This window comes from Paenibacillus pabuli NBRC 13638, from assembly GCF_001514495.1.
Taxonomy (GTDB): domain Bacteria; phylum Bacillota; class Bacilli; order Paenibacillales; family Paenibacillaceae; genus Paenibacillus; species Paenibacillus pabuli.
The window spans coordinates 70,297-85,528 of sequence record NZ_BCNM01000014.1 but is presented as its reverse complement, the minus strand read 5'-3'; the positions used below and the strand labels follow the sequence as shown (position 1 = coordinate 85,528).

General features: G+C 48.1%; 14 protein-coding genes and 1 other annotated feature. Of the genes, 10 read left to right on the top strand and 4 right to left on the bottom strand.

Annotation, left to right across the window (positions count from 1 at the left end; translation table 11 throughout):
* Positions 1-88 precede the first annotated feature (88 nt).
* The 10 genes from PPA03S_RS19225 to PPA03S_RS19180 all read left to right on the top strand — a co-directional run bounded on the left by PPA03S_RS19225 (position 89) and on the right by PPA03S_RS19180 (position 11,979).
* Positions 89-1,015: a helix-turn-helix transcriptional regulator gene (locus PPA03S_RS19225; RefSeq protein ID WP_062325262.1), complete on the top strand. Its 927-nt coding sequence runs from the start codon at positions 89-91 to the stop codon at positions 1,013-1,015.
* A gap of 94 nt (positions 1,016-1,109) precedes the next feature.
* Positions 1,110-3,020, top strand: a complete 1,911-nt coding sequence (locus tag PPA03S_RS19220) for a class I mannose-6-phosphate isomerase (RefSeq protein ID WP_245683670.1) — start codon at positions 1,110-1,112, stop codon at positions 3,018-3,020.
* Positions 3,017-4,057: an ROK family protein gene (locus tag PPA03S_RS19215; protein WP_062325260.1), complete on the top strand. Its 1,041-nt coding sequence runs from the start codon at positions 3,017-3,019 to the stop codon at positions 4,055-4,057. The genes PPA03S_RS19220 and PPA03S_RS19215 overlap by 4 nt, the downstream gene beginning before the upstream one ends.
* On the top strand, positions 4,011-6,521 hold the full coding sequence (locus PPA03S_RS19210) for a glycoside hydrolase family 38 N-terminal domain-containing protein (RefSeq protein WP_062325258.1): 2,511 nt from the start codon (positions 4,011-4,013) through the stop codon (positions 6,519-6,521). Before PPA03S_RS19215 ends, PPA03S_RS19210 begins: the two co-directional genes overlap by 47 nt.
* Positions 6,522-6,663: 142 nt before the next feature.
* Positions 6,664-6,899: a binding site (T-box leader), on the top strand.
* A gap of 49 nt (positions 6,900-6,948) precedes the next feature.
* Positions 6,949-7,758: a GNAT family N-acetyltransferase gene (locus tag PPA03S_RS19205; protein ID WP_062325257.1), complete on the top strand. Its 810-nt coding sequence runs from the start codon at positions 6,949-6,951 to the stop codon at positions 7,756-7,758.
* Positions 7,759-7,825: 67 nt separating this feature from the next.
* Complete coding sequence (locus PPA03S_RS19200) at positions 7,826-8,716, top strand: phosphotransferase family protein (RefSeq protein ID WP_062325255.1); 891 nt, start codon at positions 7,826-7,828, stop codon at positions 8,714-8,716.
* Positions 8,717-8,778: 62 nt separating this feature from the next.
* Entirely contained in the window at positions 8,779-9,303 is a 525-nt protein-coding gene (locus PPA03S_RS19195; protein WP_062325253.1) for an AAA family ATPase, read from the top strand.
* Complete coding sequence (locus PPA03S_RS19190; RefSeq protein ID WP_062325251.1) at positions 9,296-10,192, top strand: RCC1 domain-containing protein; 897 nt, start codon at positions 9,296-9,298, stop codon at positions 10,190-10,192. Before PPA03S_RS19195 ends, PPA03S_RS19190 begins: the two co-directional genes overlap by 8 nt.
* Positions 10,193-10,516: 324 nt before the next feature.
* Positions 10,517-11,011, top strand: coding sequence for an RNA polymerase sigma factor (locus tag PPA03S_RS19185; RefSeq protein WP_062325249.1), 495 nt, complete (start codon positions 10,517-10,519; stop codon positions 11,009-11,011).
* Entirely contained in the window at positions 11,008-11,979 is a 972-nt protein-coding gene (locus tag PPA03S_RS19180; RefSeq protein ID WP_062325247.1) for a hypothetical protein, read from the top strand. The genes PPA03S_RS19185 and PPA03S_RS19180 overlap by 4 nt, the downstream gene beginning before the upstream one ends.
* 321 nt (positions 11,980-12,300) lie before the next feature.
* On the opposite strand, the gene PPA03S_RS19175 is transcribed toward PPA03S_RS19180, so the two are convergent.
* Genes PPA03S_RS19175 through PPA03S_RS19160 form a run of 4 tightly spaced genes read right to left on the bottom strand, consistent with a single transcriptional unit; the run spans position 12,301 to position 15,056 of the window.
* Positions 12,301-13,074, bottom strand: coding sequence for an ABC transporter permease (locus PPA03S_RS19175; protein ID WP_062325245.1), 774 nt, complete (start codon positions 13,072-13,074; stop codon positions 12,301-12,303).
* Positions 13,075-13,836 (bottom strand): ABC transporter ATP-binding protein, encoded by a 762-nt coding sequence (locus tag PPA03S_RS19170; protein ID WP_062325243.1) that lies wholly within the window; start codon positions 13,834-13,836, stop codon positions 13,075-13,077.
* A 12-nt stretch (positions 13,837-13,848) separates the two neighbouring features.
* Positions 13,849-14,712: a pentapeptide repeat-containing protein gene (locus PPA03S_RS19165; RefSeq protein WP_062325242.1), complete on the bottom strand. Its 864-nt coding sequence runs from the start codon at positions 14,710-14,712 to the stop codon at positions 13,849-13,851.
* A gap of 14 nt (positions 14,713-14,726) precedes the next feature.
* The gene (locus PPA03S_RS19160; protein WP_062325240.1) at positions 14,727-15,056 is read right to left on the bottom strand and encodes a PadR family transcriptional regulator; all 330 of its coding nucleotides are present in this window, start codon (positions 15,054-15,056) and stop codon (positions 14,727-14,729) included.
* Positions 15,057-15,232 lie beyond the last annotated feature (176 nt).

Here is a 15,232-nt window from a genome sequence, read left to right as displayed (position 1 = left end):
AACCTTATTTCGGTACGCAACCGGACTAAGGTTGTTTCGGTTTAATGGTATCCAAACGTATCATAAGAGCTTGAGGGGAGAGAACATCATGACCATCGAAGCCAGGTTCCGTAGGGCCAATCACATATGCAATCGTTATATTACAAAAGTAGATCAGGCAGGGCTTTCATTGTCCATTTTGTATTGGGGATTCATGCCCGATCATTTCGATAATGCCTTCCATCGGCATTCCTTTTTTGAAGCCTGTTATGTGGTAGAAGGGGAAGGAAGCTACATAGAACAAAACCAGCATTATGTATTAAATAAAGGAACGGCTTTTCTATCTCTTCCTGGTGCTTGGCATCAAATCCGCAGCCAGACGGGTCTTACGCTTTGTTATGTTGCTTTTGAGCTGGATGAAGCTCACACAGATGTCTATTATACCGAATCCTTCCGTCGTCTTGCCGAGCTTGGGCAAAGCGTAGCCCAGGATGCGGAACTTACGCCGACGGGCCATTTATGGCAAGCGCTTATCGCTTCTTTTGACTTTCCCGGAGCTGATCTTCCTCTTGCTGTAAAACAAATTTCGGCTTCTCTGCTCTTATCCATAGCGGATTTGCACACTCCAGCTCGAACAAACTCGGCCGGTACGGGAGAGCAACCCGTGGAAATGAATACGTTGTTCCATCAGGCTAAACGGTACATTGATGATAATTTGATCAATGAGCTTACGCTTATGACGGTGTCAAGGCACCTCCACATTTCGTCCCGCCACCTGACACGGTTGTTTCAGGAAAATCTGGGGCAGTCCTTCGTCCACTATATTCAGGAACGACGCGTTCAGCAAGCCGCTTGGCTCCTGTTAAATGAACAGACACCAATTAAAGATATCGCCATCCAGTGCGGATTCCAATCCGTGCACTATTTTACCCGGATCTTCACCCGCGAGCTTGGCGTTTCCCCGGCCAAATTCCGCCGTATTCAGTTTGCCGAAGGCCGTTCTGGCAAAATGCAGTACCCACCCCAAATGTCCTGATTGTACAAAAACACAGCTTGATCGTTTAAAGACAGCACCTCCAACTCCCTATACAATGATGAACATAAATCGATATAGAGTTGGAGGTTTAAACATGCCGCGAATATCCCCTTTGACCTTTCAGGCCAACCCAGTTAATTTCATTCGGCCTCAGCCCGACCAAGAGAACGAACCGGGGATCTGGAATGGGTATGAAGAATGGCTTGATCAAATGTGGCCCGAATGTGTACAGAGTGAGAGTGAGTTGTTTCCCTTTTACATGGTCCTTGACGGTACGCACGGTGTCGCATTCAGCGAATGTCTGGAAAAGGTCCGTTCGCGCTGTCACCGGGAAAACAGGCCTTTAATTGAGGTAGATAGCACTTATTATTTGAAACCTGCAGCGGATTTGCTTCAGCAGTTTCACCCGTATCTGACGGATAACCGTGCTTTTGGTGTTGTGGCCTCGGGCGTCAGCGTTGATGATTATTTCCGGCAACATGCACAGGAAGAGTGGCTCAGTGATGTGGAGCAACAACTACGGCTTTATCATTCTGCTGAAAATGCAGATGCCCAAGCGCCGATAGCCGATCCGTTAGGCCCCATCGTTGTGACCTTTGGGTCTGGCTCCGGTTTCCTTTCTGCAGCATCGGGTGTGGTGAACGTCTCTCTTTTTATCGACTTATCCAGAGAGGTTCAGCAGAACTTGCATCAGCAGGGGATGGGTTCCCTGGGGTTAGGTCCTTGCCGGGATCCGGTCGAAACCTACAAACAGGCCTTGTTTCTGGAGTGGCCCGTCTGGGAGGAATATCGGACACGCCACTTGTACGATTTTGACTACTACGTGGATACGAACAATCGGGAAAGTCCCGTTTTGGTCACGGTTCCCATGCTGCGCCGACTTTTGGCTACGGTAGCCCGGCAGCCTTTTCGAGTAAAGCCGTTTTTTGCACCGGGAATTTGGGGCGGACAGTATTTGAAAGAACTGTGCGACCTGCCCCGGGATTGGAATAACTGCGCATGGGGGTTTGAACCTGTCGCACCAGAGAACACGCTATTAATCGGTTATGGAGATTTTATAGTGGAGCTTCCCTTCCCACTGCTTCTGTCCGCTCATCCTGAGGCAATCATGGGCGAGCGCAATGTCCGGCTGTTTGGCGATTATTTTCCGATCCGGTTTGATTATCTCGATACGATGGACGGAGATCATCTGTCTTTGCAGGTCCATCCCCAGCAGGCTTACATCGAGCAGACCTTCAACGAAACGATGACGCAGCAGGAATCCTATTACATTATGGAGCAGAAGGAAGGCGCCAAACCTTTTGTGGGGTTAGGCTTCACGGAGGGAACAACCGGGGAGAAATTGCTTAAAGCGGTCGAATCTGCCCACACCTCGGGAGAACCGTTGAAGATCGCAGAATATGTGAACATATGGGATGCAAATAAGGGCGATCTGTTTCTGATCCCGCCGGGAGCCGTACACTTTTCGGGTAAAAACAATCTGGTGCTGGAGATTTCTTCGACAACCTGGTGGTTTACCTTCAAAATTTACGACCATTTGCGCCTCGACAGAGACGGGCGTCCACGGCCGATCAACGGCGATCATGCCCGAGCCAACATGCAGGAACAGTTTGACACGGATTATGTTCAGAAGCATTTGATAGCGGTCCCAAAAGAAGGTCGGGTACAGGGAGACAGCAGGGAAGAGCTGCTGGGTGAACGGGAAGATCTGCTGTTTCAGATCAAAAGATTAAAACTGGACGGAGAGTGGATCGATAATACCGCAGGAGAGTTAGTTATGTTCAATCTCGTAGAAGGCGACCGGGTGAGGCTCACTCCGCTTGATGATGAGGCAGCCGCCGTGGAATGGGGCTACGCAGAGGCCTATATTGTTCCTGCCTCCGTCGGAGGTTTCCGCCTGGAGTCGCTGGGTGACCGATCATGCACCCTGATCCGGGCACAGGTTTCGCCAGACTGGAACATCCCATTGCTTCCGCATCACTGGAAATCTGGTGAGCACTTATGAACCCTGATGTCACGATCGCCATTGATGCCGGTGGGACCTTTTTGAAGGGTGCCGTCGTATTGAGTGATGGGAATCTTCTGCCACAACTTTATGTCAAAAGGTCATCGCGCTCCGACAGTGGCGCGAATGAAATCGCCTCCAACCTAGTCGACGTGATTCAGGAGCTTGCTGCTGCATACATCGACTACGTGCAGCAGCTAAGTTCTGTTAAAGGAACCCGGGCCAGCTTTCCCAACTTTCACATCGGCTTTGCTTTCCCCGGCCCTTTTGAATACGAAACAGGGATTTCCCATATCCAGGGATTGAATAAATACGAGCAGCTATATGAAGTCAATTTAAAAACACTGCTGCGGAGTGAATTAACGGCGCTTGCGGCAGAACGGAACTCTCCTACATGGATGACCCGGCTTGCAGCCGCAGATATTCGTTTTGACAATGATGCAGCCTTGTTTGCTCTGGGGGTCAGCAGGCTTTTTCCTCAGGAAAGATTGCTTTGCCTTACATTGGGAACGGGCCTCGGCTCCGCTTTTGTTGAGAACCGATCTATTGTCAGCGGAAAATGGGGAATTCCTGACTCAGGCATGTTGTATGCCGAGCAATACAAGGGAGGCACTGTGGATGATCTCTTCGGAAGCCGAGGGATTTTGGCCTTGGCAGACAGCCATGATGCTCGAAGGGAGGGAGAGGACGTTTACCATCTGGCCATAGCGGCCAGACAGGGAAATTCCTCCGCTATCCGTGTATGGCAGCTTTACGGCCAGCGGCTTGGGGAAATGCTGCACCCGTACGTGGCAGCGTTCCGCCCCTCATGTCTGATTCTGGGTGGACAGATTGCCGACACCCAAGATTTATTTGGCGGCACACTTTTGGAAGCGCTTTTGCCCGCGAAGATTTCTCTGCATGTTGAGAAACCAATGCAGGAGCATGTGTTCCACGGGATTTTCGAGCTCGTAAAAGGTACCTATTCCACGACCAAAGGAGAAAATAACGATGACACTCGAACAACAAATCAAAGAGGCCGCGATCCCGACGCTTGAACGGAAATGGAAAATTTACGTCATTCACCATTCCCATACCGACCTTGGTTATACCGACCGTCAGGAAAAGATTGAACAATATCATATCGATTTTATCCGTCAGGCGCTGCGTATTGTTAATGATGCCCATACCGGCGTAAACCCCAAGTGGAAAGGGTTCCGTTGGACCTGTGAGACCTTTTGGGCCGTGGAACAATTCCTGAAGCAGGCCGGAGACGAGGAAAAAGGTGCATTTGCCGAAGCCGTGCGACGCGGAGATATCGAGCTGTCCGGCACGTATTTGAATATGACTGAGCTGCCTGATCTACAGTTGCTGAACAAAATACACAGCAAGGCTCAGACCTATGCCGGATCTATCGGTCACCCAATAGACAGTGCGATGACGGCGGATATCAACGGATACAGCTGGGGATATGCCGACAGCCTGCTGGATAACGGAATCCGGCATTTATTCAGCTGTATCCATACCCATCACGGCATGTATGCGCTGGGCCGCAAGCAGTCCCCTTTCTGGTGGGAGGCCCCAAGTGGGGAACGTCTGCTGGTCTGGAATGGAGACCACTACATGCTTGGCAACGAGCTTGGCTTCTGCCCCGGTGCGCTTGGCAAATACATGATTCGTGATGAATTCGGCCACAGACTTGTGGAATCTGCAGACATTCATGATCAAATCGCCCATATTCGCATCCATCGGTACTTGGCCCAGCTTGAGGCAGAGCAGTATCCATATGATTTCGTGCCGATGATGCTGTCCGGACTACCCACAGACAACGGATCTCCCAATAGCGCAATCATGGAATGGATTGAGGCGTGGAACCGTCAAAACGGCTGGGGGATTTCCGTGGAGATGAGTACGTTGAGTGGCTTTTTTGCCCGGTTGAAGGAGGAAGGGACGGATGGTCTACCCGTACATAAGGGGGATTGGCCGGACTGGTGGTCGGATGGTGTAAGCTCCACACCGATGCACACCCAGATTTACCGAGACGCACAGCGGACGCTTCGCAAGGTGGAAAAACTTGACCCTGAACAAAAAAGTGTCAGTCTTCAGGAAATCGAGGCTGTAGAACAGGCGCTTACTCTTTATGCCGAACACACTTGGGGTTATCATTCCTCTGTTTATGAACCGTGGCACAAAAATGTACAGATGCTCGAGGTTCGCAAGACAGCTCACGCTGCAGAGGCAAGCAGGCTTGCTTACCGCGCGCTGGATCAAGCGCTGCTAGCCGATCATGCCGCCACCTTGTACCCGGGGCGTCCTTATTGCTTCAAGGTCACGAACCTCTCGGAGCGGGAGGTAACCGAGTTGGTTCAGTTGAAGCTTGATGGATGGGAACCGGATGAGTTGTTGAACGGAGTGGAGGTGATCCGGGAGGACACGGGACAGGTGCTGATCCAGCAGTCAAGCCACCCGCAGACCATTATTGTGGAGCTTAAGCTCCAGGGTATGGAGAGTTGTATACTGATCCTGCGCCCACACCTGGCAGCTCAGCAGAGTCATTCTTCCTTAACTTCAATCTCCAATTCGAAGCTGATCGGCTCTGACCAGGTGTACGATATGGAGGATATGTATTCCTTAACACCGGGTGGAAGGAAAGCGCCGATCTCCGTTTGCCAGAACGGGTTGGAGTCACCTTTTGTACATCTGACTTGGTCGAAAGATCGCGGCATCGTCTCGTGGATCGATAAGGAGACAGGACGTGAACTGCTGAAAGCGGATGATCTGTATGGGGCGTTCACACCAATTTATGAGGTGACGAATCCGGCGAACCCTGCGGATGCTTCCCAGGTGTGGAGCATTCGTTCCAAAATGGGACGCAACCGTAAAGGGCTGAACGTGGAGCGTTCGGTTGGTCAGCTCATCTCTGTCCGCACCGTAGATAATGGACCGCTATACGCTACCGTTGAGCTTGGTTATCAGCTAAAGGGTATCTCCTATTTTGCATTGTTCCTGCGGATCTATGCCTGTCAAAATCGGCTGGACATCTCGGTTCGGTTCCATAAAGAGAGCGTTTGGAATCCGGAGAACGTTTATCTGGCTCTGCCGTTCACCCCGGGAGGCACTGGGCCGGTGACCCTGTTTGCCGACAAGCCGGGAGGGCTCGTTCGCCCCTGGAAGGATCAGATTCCGGGAACTTGCCTGGATTATTCCGCTTTGCAGTCGGGCATTGCCTGGCAGGATAACGACCGCAGCCTGCTGCTTGCTGTTCCGGACACACCTCTCGTGCAATGGGGAACACTGGATTACGGGACCAGAAAGGTCCACACCCAGCAAGCACCTGACGCTCAACCGGAAGCCTATGCCTGGCTGATGACGAATTATTGGGAAACCAATTTCAAAGCGACCTTGGGTGGATTCTATGAGTTCCAATATCATATTTCGGCCGGCGACAGACTCTCGTCTGCTGATATGGCCGCCGCTTTGCAGGCGTTGAACGAACCATTCGTGGTTACTAGAGTCAAATAAACGAATAGAAGTATACTGACCATGCGGATAATAAAAGGGGAACTTGCTCACTTCCTAGTAAATCGTTGTTTCTTTAAACCGCTGTTCATAATGGTTGACAAAATATTCCTTAATCCAATATAGTGAATTTAATTAATTTCATTGAAATGCGATGAAGAGGACAAGTCGATTCGGAAACGCCGTTCAGAGAACTGCCGGTTGGTGCGAGGCAGCGGATATCCTTATCAAAAATCGCCTCTGAGCAGGCCCCCGAACTTATAGTAGACGGGCCCGGGATTCTGCCGTTACAAAGAAGCATCGTTGTTGGACGATGGCGAGTGGGTGTATTCATTCATACACCAATCAGGGTGGTAACGCGGAGATGACTCCGTCCCTCATGGGACGGGGTCTTTTTGATGTTTATAGGATCAACCGAGGAGGAACCGAAATGTTGCAAAAATGGGATATGAATGATCAAGTACTTAGTCAGACAATGTTTTTAGCGGATGAAGTTCAATACAATCTCCTTCATCGCATATGTGAGTCAAGAAACTCTAAATGCCTAAAAACAACGGATGAACAAATGATCTTTGCCCAATCGGAAGGCCAGAACGCTTGGTTGTGGGTCTCCAAAGAACTCGAAGAAGATAGAAGGCACAACGTTTTCCAAGAACTCGTAGAATTACTCAACGGAACGGCAGTGCCAGGTGTATCTGGTGATCCAACGATGGTAGAACACTTTGCACAGATGTATTCCGAGACCAATGATGTTCCATATTTTCCTCATATGATCATGGAATCTTACTCTTGTTCAGAAGTAAAAAAACCACATAACGTACGCGGGACAATGCATCAAGCGACGAGACATCATGTGGAGATCGTAGCAGCGTTCTTGGCAGGATTCTCAGAAGGGGCTTACGGGGTCATCGTTGATCCGGCTAGTCAGATTTCAACAGCAGAGGAAATGGTCAAGGCAGGGAATGTATATCTCTGGTATGTAGATCGTCTTCCTGTTTCAATGGCTAACATTGCACATCGTTCGCCTAGACATGCACGAATTAACGCAGTATACACGCCATCTCTCTTCCGTAAGAGGGGATATGCCAGTGCCCTTGTGGCTGAAATATGTTCGGTCCTTGAATCTGAAGGGTTAGAACCGATGTTATATGCCGACTTAAAGAACCCGGATTCGAATAAGGTGTATCAGAATATAGGTTTCCAAGAACGTGGAAAAGTCGTTGACATCAAATTCAGGTAGGTGCGAGAAAAGGATTCGGGAACCAATCGCAATGATCGCTTGTTAACAATACAGGAGGTACTCTTTTATGTGTTCCATTTTAAATGTGATAGAAAAGCTAAAGTTAAACGTTTTGAATATAGAAGATGTGCCAGATTCATTCAGTTCAGCTGTATACAAACTTACTCTTATGAGTGGAGAAAATGTCTATGTAAAAATCCCTTTTAACAAGGATAAACTGATCCGTGAATTTCAAGTGCTTGAAACATTGAAGGACGTAATACCTGTTCCCAAGGTATTGGACATTTGGCATGGAGATGAAAGTACAACTGGGGCCTTGCTTCTTTCGGCAATTCAAGGTGTGCCTTGTACAAAAGATATCGATGAGAAGCTTTCTTTTCAGATTGGCATGTATCATGCAATGCTCCATGAAGTAAAAGCTCCAGGATACGGTTACCATGGGCTCAATGGATTTAAGTTGCTTGACCAAAATAATTGGAGACTCCATATTAAAAATAATTTTGAAAACTGGAAAGAGCCTTGCAAAGAACTGCTTGATCCAGAATTGTATGAAAGATGTATTCTTCACTTTGATGGTGTTTTCTCTGCTTTACCCGATCCGGACGGACCATGTTTTGTTCATATGGATTTTAGACCTGGTAATATATTAGTGAACAGCGACAAGGTTACTGGTATTATTGATTTTGAGAGTGCACGCGGTGGCTCTTCTGAAATTGATTTCACTAAAATGAATAGATATATTTGGGAAGTGAACCCGAAAACAAAGTCCCCGTATATCGAAGGTTATCGAACGATTCGCCCTATCTTAAACCTGGATATCGTGCTGCCATTCTATAATTTTTACGATGCTTTCAGTGCGGTTGTTTGGTGTAAAAACAGAGGTGTGGAAAAAAACCAATCGTTTCTTCAGGAAAGTATAATTGTTTTGCAAAAATCAGTGGGTTATGAGTTGTTATGAGTTAAAAAACCATATTGAATACGGTATACATTATAGTTGAATAGGAGCAAGGAGGGTTCACCATGAGAGAAACGATGTATTTAATCACAGGAGTTATGGCTTCTGGGAAATCAACGATATCCGAGTTGCTGGCTTCCAAACTGGGCAAATGTGTTCATCTGCGTGGCGATGTTTTTCGTCGCATGATTGTTTCCGGACGCGAAGACATGTCCGCAGAACCATCCGAAGAAGCAGTCCGTCAATTATATATGCGTTATCGATTAGCCGTAAATGCTGCAAAAACCTATTACGATAATGGTTTTTCAGTTGTTTTACAGGACAATTATTATGGAGCGGAATTATCCTATATGATAGAGCAATTAAAGGATTACCCGGTTCAGGTAGTTGTGCTGTGTCCCAATGTAGAGGTGATCGCCGAACGTGAGCAACGTAGAGGAAAAGTCGGGTACACTGGTTTTACGGTGGAATATTTGTACTCGGCGTTTTTAAAGGAAACACCTAAAGTCGGGTTTTGGCTGGACAATTCGGAGCAGTCACCAGAACAATCTGTAGATGATATTTTACTTCATTTTGGAAAAAATGAATGATTTGAAACGATGGGAGGAGAATGACATCACGAAAAGATGGCCCAAACATACCATAGCGGCGGGTCCACGTCACACCTTAGCTCTTGCATCGGACGGAACAGTGATGGCTGTGGGTGATAATAAATATGGCCAATGTGATGTAAGCGGCTGGCAGGAGATCGTGGAGGTTGCTGCCGGAAATGTACATATGGCAACGAACACGGGGAATGCTCATAGCATTGGTCTTGTTTCGAACGGTACAGTGGCGGCTGTGGGCTGGAACAAGCATGACCAATGCAATGTAAACAACTGGCACGATATGATAGCGGTTGCTGCGGGGTGGCGTTGTAGTATCGGGCTAAAATCAGATGGAACAGTGGTGGCTGTAGGTCGGAATGTTGAAGGCCAATGCAATGTAAACGGCTGGCGTGATATGGTGGCAGTAGCTGCGGGTGACTGGCACACCATTGGGCTTACATCGGACGGCACCGCGGAAAGTGTAGGTAATAATCGGTATGGTCAATGCATGGTGAAGAGTTGGCGCAAGATCGTGGCGGTAGCTGCCGGTTACCTGCATACCGTCGGGCTTAAATCGGACGGTACGGTGATGGCTGTGGGTGGAAACAAGCATGGCCAATGCGATGTAGATGGCTGGAGCGAAATGGTGGCGATCGCGGCAGGCAGTTATCATACCATCGGTCTTGTTTCGAACGGTACAGTGGTGGCTGTAGGTGGAAATAAACATGGGCAATGCGATGTAAGTGGCTGGCATGATATTGTGGCGGTAGCTGCGGGTTGTGCTCATACGCTCGGTCTTAAATCAGATGGCACAATGGTGGCTGTGGGTGATAATGAATATGGACAATGCGATGTAAACGGCTGGCGCGGCATCCAACTACCTGGTAATTAGTGATGTGCAAATGTGAATCACAGCTGCTTTAGACGAAACATGCAATCCTGATGAATTTATTCTACTTACAGCATCCAAATATATATTAGTCAATAGGCAACAACGTCTAACGTCTACACAACTGGATCATTGATTTATTTTAGTGGAGGGCAACAAATATAATCCCATCGAAAGTCGCTATTTTAGCGGCTTTTTTTGTTTTTCGTACAAGCTTTTATCCTAAATGGCGGATAGATGAATATTCTAACATTAAATTTTTTTAACAAAATGTGACCGAATGCCGTCCTTAAGAGTGTTTGAGGTACAAAGGAGGGCATCACAATCATGCAGCGATCAGTGCCCCAGTCGGGCGATCATGTGATGAAAGTCTATGAGACTTACGCGGATACGCTGTTCCGGATTGCCATGGTACACCTCGGCAGACGGGAGGACGCGGAGGAAGCCACTCAGGATACGTTCATCAAACTTATAGAAAAAGCCCCTACGTTCAACGATGCAGAGCATCAGAAAGCATGGCTGATCCGGGTCATCACCAATCATTGCAAATCCTTATTAGGCAGAGGCTGGCGCAAACGGGAGGTCAAGATGGAAGGAGCAGATCCCTTTACGACAGACGATCCCGAAGATCAGGCGCTAATCGAACTTGTACTGTCACTGCCCGTCAAGTATAGATCGGTGGTTCATCTGTACTATTACGAAGATTATCCGGTTCGAGCAATCAGCGAGATTTTGCAGATCAGCGAATCTGCTGTGAAGATGCGATTGAAGCGTGGAAGACAGCTGTTAAAACTGGAGCTGGAAGGAGAAGAACCCCAATGAACGAAGAACAATTCAAACGAAATTACAAGAAAGCGGTGAATCATATGAAAACAAATGAGCAAATGAAAAAACGGATAGAGCAGACCTTGAACACGCAACAGCAGAAGCCAAAACGTCAGCATAAACCTCTTTATATTGCAGCAAGCGTCGTCATCGCCGCCAGCATCGGACTGGCAGCGCCAAGCGTATGGCAGCAAGTGAAGGGACCGGCCACACCAGTGACACAAATGGCACAGGGGACGCCGGGCGCGTCGTTCGACCCGGTGGTAATTCCGAAGACGGAGCTGCCGGATGCAAAGGGCAATGGCGCGATGGCCAATATGCTTCAACTGGTTGTTTATCAGGGCAACGTTTATACACAGTCTCCTACCACGATTGACGGTGCGGATGCGCTTGCCCTGCGCGGCGAGAAGCTCGGTACCACGAAAGGTGGTATTCATGAGCTAAGCAGCCAGGAACAATATACGGAGCTGGCCTCCAACATCGGCGAAGCGGACATCTATGCAGTGAACGGCTACGACACCAACTTCCGAATCATGTCCTACACCGAAATCGATGGCCAGGTATATGCCCAACTGTTTGACCAGAACAACGGCATCACCATCACCAGCGGATCCGACCTGATCGGCAAGCTTCATCTCGAAGGCAAGGTCGCTTCAGCGCAGTGGGAAACCTTCGCCAGTTGGAACAACGGCTTGCAGCAGCTTCAGCCGCTGGCAGCAGACGGCTCGCTGGACAGCTTCATCTCGGCACTATATGCCGCCAAACCCGTAGCAACTAGTCCGGAACTGGAAGAGCATCTCTACGGCCAACAAGATCGCAAAATGATCTACCTGACGCTGGAAGACAAGACGAAGGTGCAATTGGTCCTGTTCGGTGAAGGTCTTGTGCGTTATGGTAATGTGCCCGTATTCTTCGAGATGGAGAAAGGCGCATTCCGGGCGTTCTGGAACAACCTGAGCGAGTAAGGTGAAGCCAGTATAGGAATACATCCATCAAGAAAAGTGGACAGGGCGCGCATGTGCTTTGTTCGCTTTTTATTACGTTCTGAATGTGTGGTGAACAGATAGATTGTATAATACTTATCATGAACAAGCGAGCTGCGCGTTAAAGCGTAACTCGCTTGTTGTTTTTATTAACCTAATTATATCGAAAGCACAGAATAAAAGTTCGTAGCAGATGGAATAGAACTAAGGAGGATAAACATTAAAGACTTAAGCTTAATTAAACATTTAACACATTATAGTGAGTAGTCTAAGGGAGGTGTAATGCAGAGAATTACTCTGTTCTCACACCCGTTTTTGATATACTTTCATTGCGAAAAAATAAGCTATAAACAAAATACCGATACACCATGCAAGTGCGACCCATATATCATTGCCTACGGGCTGACCTAACAGGAGTGCACGAATAGCTTCGACGATCGAGGTTACCGGTTGGTTTTCAGCAAAGGCGCGAACGACGGAAGGCATCGATTCGGTGGGCACAAATGCAGAGCTGATAAAAGGGAGGAATATAATCGGGTAGGAGAAGGCACTTGCGCCATCCACGGTTTTGGCAGACAGTCCAGCAATAGCTGCGACCCAGGTTAATGCGAGCGTAAACAGCGCGAGTATGCCAGCTACGCCAAGCCATGACAGTATACCCGCTGATGAACGAAAACCCATGATCAATGCAACCAGGATAATGACGACAACCGATATAGCGTTAGAGACCATTGATGTCAGCACATGCCCCCATAGTAAGGTAGAACGCGAAATTGGCATGGAGTGAAATCGCTCGAATATGCCCCGCTGTACATCGATAAACAGTCGGTAAGCTGTATAGGATATACCACTGGCAATGGCAATCAACAGTATGCCTGGCAAAAGATAATTTACGTAGTTCTCTGTTCCGGTTTGAATGGCGCCGCCAAACACGTAGACGAACAACAGCATAAATGCGATGGGCATAATGGTAACTGTAACGATGGTGTCCATACTGCGGGAAATATGACGCATGGAACGTCCAAGCATAACGCTCATATCGCTGAAAAAGTGTTTTTTTACCGTTTCTGTTTCCATTTACATGGCCTCCTTTTTACCGATGATTGCGAGAAATATATCTTCCAATGTCGGCTGCTTTTCCACATACTCCACCTTTGCGGACGGGATCATCTTTTTAAGATCCGAGAGGGTGCCGCTGGCGATAATCTTGCCCTCATGCAGAATGGCAATTCGATCCGCAAGCTGCTCAGCTTCCTCTAGATACTGCGTGGTCAGGAATACCGTCGTACCGCTGTTCGAAAGCTCCTTTACAATCTTCCAAACCTCGATACGTGCCTCGGGGTCAAGGCCGGTGGTTGGCTCATCGAGGAAAATGATCTGCGGTTTTCCCACAAGGCTCAAAGCGATGTCGAGCCTGCGGCGCATACCACCCGAATACGTTGATACTCTGCGGTCGGCGGCGTCTATCAAGTCGAAGCGTTTAAGCAAATCTTCCGCAACTTGACGTGGATTTTGGAGGTATCGCAGTTTGGCAATCATGATCAGGTTTTCTCTTCCGGTCAATATTTCGTCCACAGCGGCAAATTGCCCGGTCAGACTGATAGCCTGCCGCACATGGTCAGGTTTTGTTGCAACATCGAATCCATTTACGGTGGCGGTTCCGCTGTCTTTTTGGAGCAACGTGGTGAGGATTTTGACAACCGTTGTTTTGCCCGCACCGTTGGAACCGAGCAGGGCGAAGATGCTACCTCTTTCGACCTCGAAATCCACACCCTTAAGGACTTGAAGCTGCTTATAGGATTTTTGCAGGCCAATCACTTGAATGGACTTGTTTTGCATATAATCCCCTCCTTATATAACCGTAACTTTTGACAGATTGGCATCCATGCCTTTAAGGGCGGCATAAGTCAGTTTATCCATCATCGCACCGTCAAAGCAGACGGTTTTAATTGCACGGTAATATTTTCTTGACCATGAAGACGTTGGAAATGATACGTTTTTGAGTGTAGCGTTCTTAAACGAAACTTCGTTCAATGCCGCCTTGTCAAACTTGACGCCGATGAAGGTTTGCCCGTCAAAACACTGTCCTCCCAGATCGGATGATTTGAACTCCACGCCGTCAAAGATACAATTTTTGAAAATTGTTTTTCGAAGATCGGTCAAGGAGAACGTGACGTCGGTCAGTCGTACACCTGTGAATTTGGCTCCGTCCAATCCCGATTTGCTGAAGTGTGTACGTACAAGAATGGATTGATTGAAGCTTACATTTGCCAGGTCGAGAGTGGATAGGGTGCAGTCAGTCAGATTAGCACCGTCAAAATTGGCATCTCGGACATCGCTGCTGGAAAACGAGCTGCCAGTCAAGTCCGCGGCGGTGAAATTAGAGCCTCGCAACGCGCTGGACTTAAATTGTCCTTTATGCGCGATCACGCCTGCAAAGTCGCTCGTTGGCAGGTTACTTGCGCTAAAGTTGGTCACCACCTGCCGCTCCAGCGAGCGGGAGAGGTTAGCGACCTCCTGTACCGTTTGCTCTATATCGCCAATGCTCTCAATGGTCATTTCAAAAGCAGTTTCATCATCCTTGCCCTCGGATTTGAGATCACGGAACCGCTCCTGCAAATCGGAGTGCAGGTCTGCTTTTAATTCGGTGACGCTTTTCACCCCGTCATACGGTGCGAAAACGCCGTTCAAATAGTGGGTTAATTTCTCATTCATAACCTCAACACTCCTTATAATAGGTTTTCAAGAACGCGCTTGGCGTACGCCCAGTTGTCTTTGTTGCTGACATACGTCGCCTTACCCTTTTCGGTTATCCTGAAATATTTACGACGTCCACCTTGAGATTCATCACCCCAATACCACTCGATATCGCCCTCTGCTTCAAGTCGCCGGACGCTGGAGTACATTGTCGCTTCTTTTAATTCGTACTCACCGTCTGAACGTTCGGCAATCATTTTGACGATCTCGTACCCATATCTGTCAGCTTCGGATAAGAGCCGTAATATCATCGTATCGGTATGGCCACGCAGTAGGTCGGATGTAAGTTTGTTCTGGCTCATGTAATCACCTCGCAATTGTATAATACGTCATACTACTATGACTGTCAAGGTAATGTTTCAAATAAAATACCTTGGTTGAAAAAATGGGCTTTTTCATAACCGGAAATTTCATTGAGCTAAGAATCATTGCGAAAAAAAAGAAAAGTCATTTTATGACTTTTCCAATAGAGAAGCTT

What these genes read in the sequence shown, in the direction of transcription:
- PPA03S_RS19225 (WP_062325262.1), top strand. Translation starts at nt 89, where the DNA reads ATGACCATCGAAGCCAGGTTCCGTAGGGCCAATCACATATGCAATCGT.
- PPA03S_RS19220 (WP_245683670.1), top strand. Translation starts at nt 1,110, where the DNA reads ATGCCGCGAATATCCCCTTTGACCTTTCAGGCCAACCCAGTTAATTTC.
- PPA03S_RS19215 (WP_062325260.1), top strand. Translation starts at nt 3,017, where the DNA reads ATGAACCCTGATGTCACGATCGCCATTGATGCCGGTGGGACCTTTTTG.
- PPA03S_RS19210 (WP_062325258.1), top strand. Translation starts at nt 4,011, where the DNA reads ATGACACTCGAACAACAAATCAAAGAGGCCGCGATCCCGACGCTTGAA.
- PPA03S_RS19205 (WP_062325257.1), top strand. Translation starts at nt 6,949, where the DNA reads ATGTTGCAAAAATGGGATATGAATGATCAAGTACTTAGTCAGACAATG.
- PPA03S_RS19200 (WP_062325255.1), top strand. Translation starts at nt 7,826, where the DNA reads ATGTGTTCCATTTTAAATGTGATAGAAAAGCTAAAGTTAAACGTTTTG.
- PPA03S_RS19195 (WP_062325253.1), top strand. Translation starts at nt 8,779, where the DNA reads ATGAGAGAAACGATGTATTTAATCACAGGAGTTATGGCTTCTGGGAAA.
- PPA03S_RS19190 (WP_062325251.1), top strand. Translation starts at nt 9,296, where the DNA reads ATGAATGATTTGAAACGATGGGAGGAGAATGACATCACGAAAAGATGG.
- PPA03S_RS19185 (WP_062325249.1), top strand. Translation starts at nt 10,517, where the DNA reads ATGCAGCGATCAGTGCCCCAGTCGGGCGATCATGTGATGAAAGTCTAT.
- PPA03S_RS19180 (WP_062325247.1), top strand. Translation starts at nt 11,008, where the DNA reads ATGAACGAAGAACAATTCAAACGAAATTACAAGAAAGCGGTGAATCAT.
- PPA03S_RS19175 (WP_062325245.1), bottom strand. Translation starts at nt 13,074, where the DNA reads ATGGAAACAGAAACGGTAAAAAAACACTTTTTCAGCGATATGAGCGTT.
- PPA03S_RS19170 (WP_062325243.1), bottom strand. Translation starts at nt 13,836, where the DNA reads ATGCAAAACAAGTCCATTCAAGTGATTGGCCTGCAAAAATCCTATAAG.
- PPA03S_RS19165 (WP_062325242.1), bottom strand. Translation starts at nt 14,712, where the DNA reads ATGAATGAGAAATTAACCCACTATTTGAACGGCGTTTTCGCACCGTAT.
- PPA03S_RS19160 (WP_062325240.1), bottom strand. Translation starts at nt 15,056, where the DNA reads ATGAGCCAGAACAAACTTACATCCGACCTACTGCGTGGCCATACCGAT.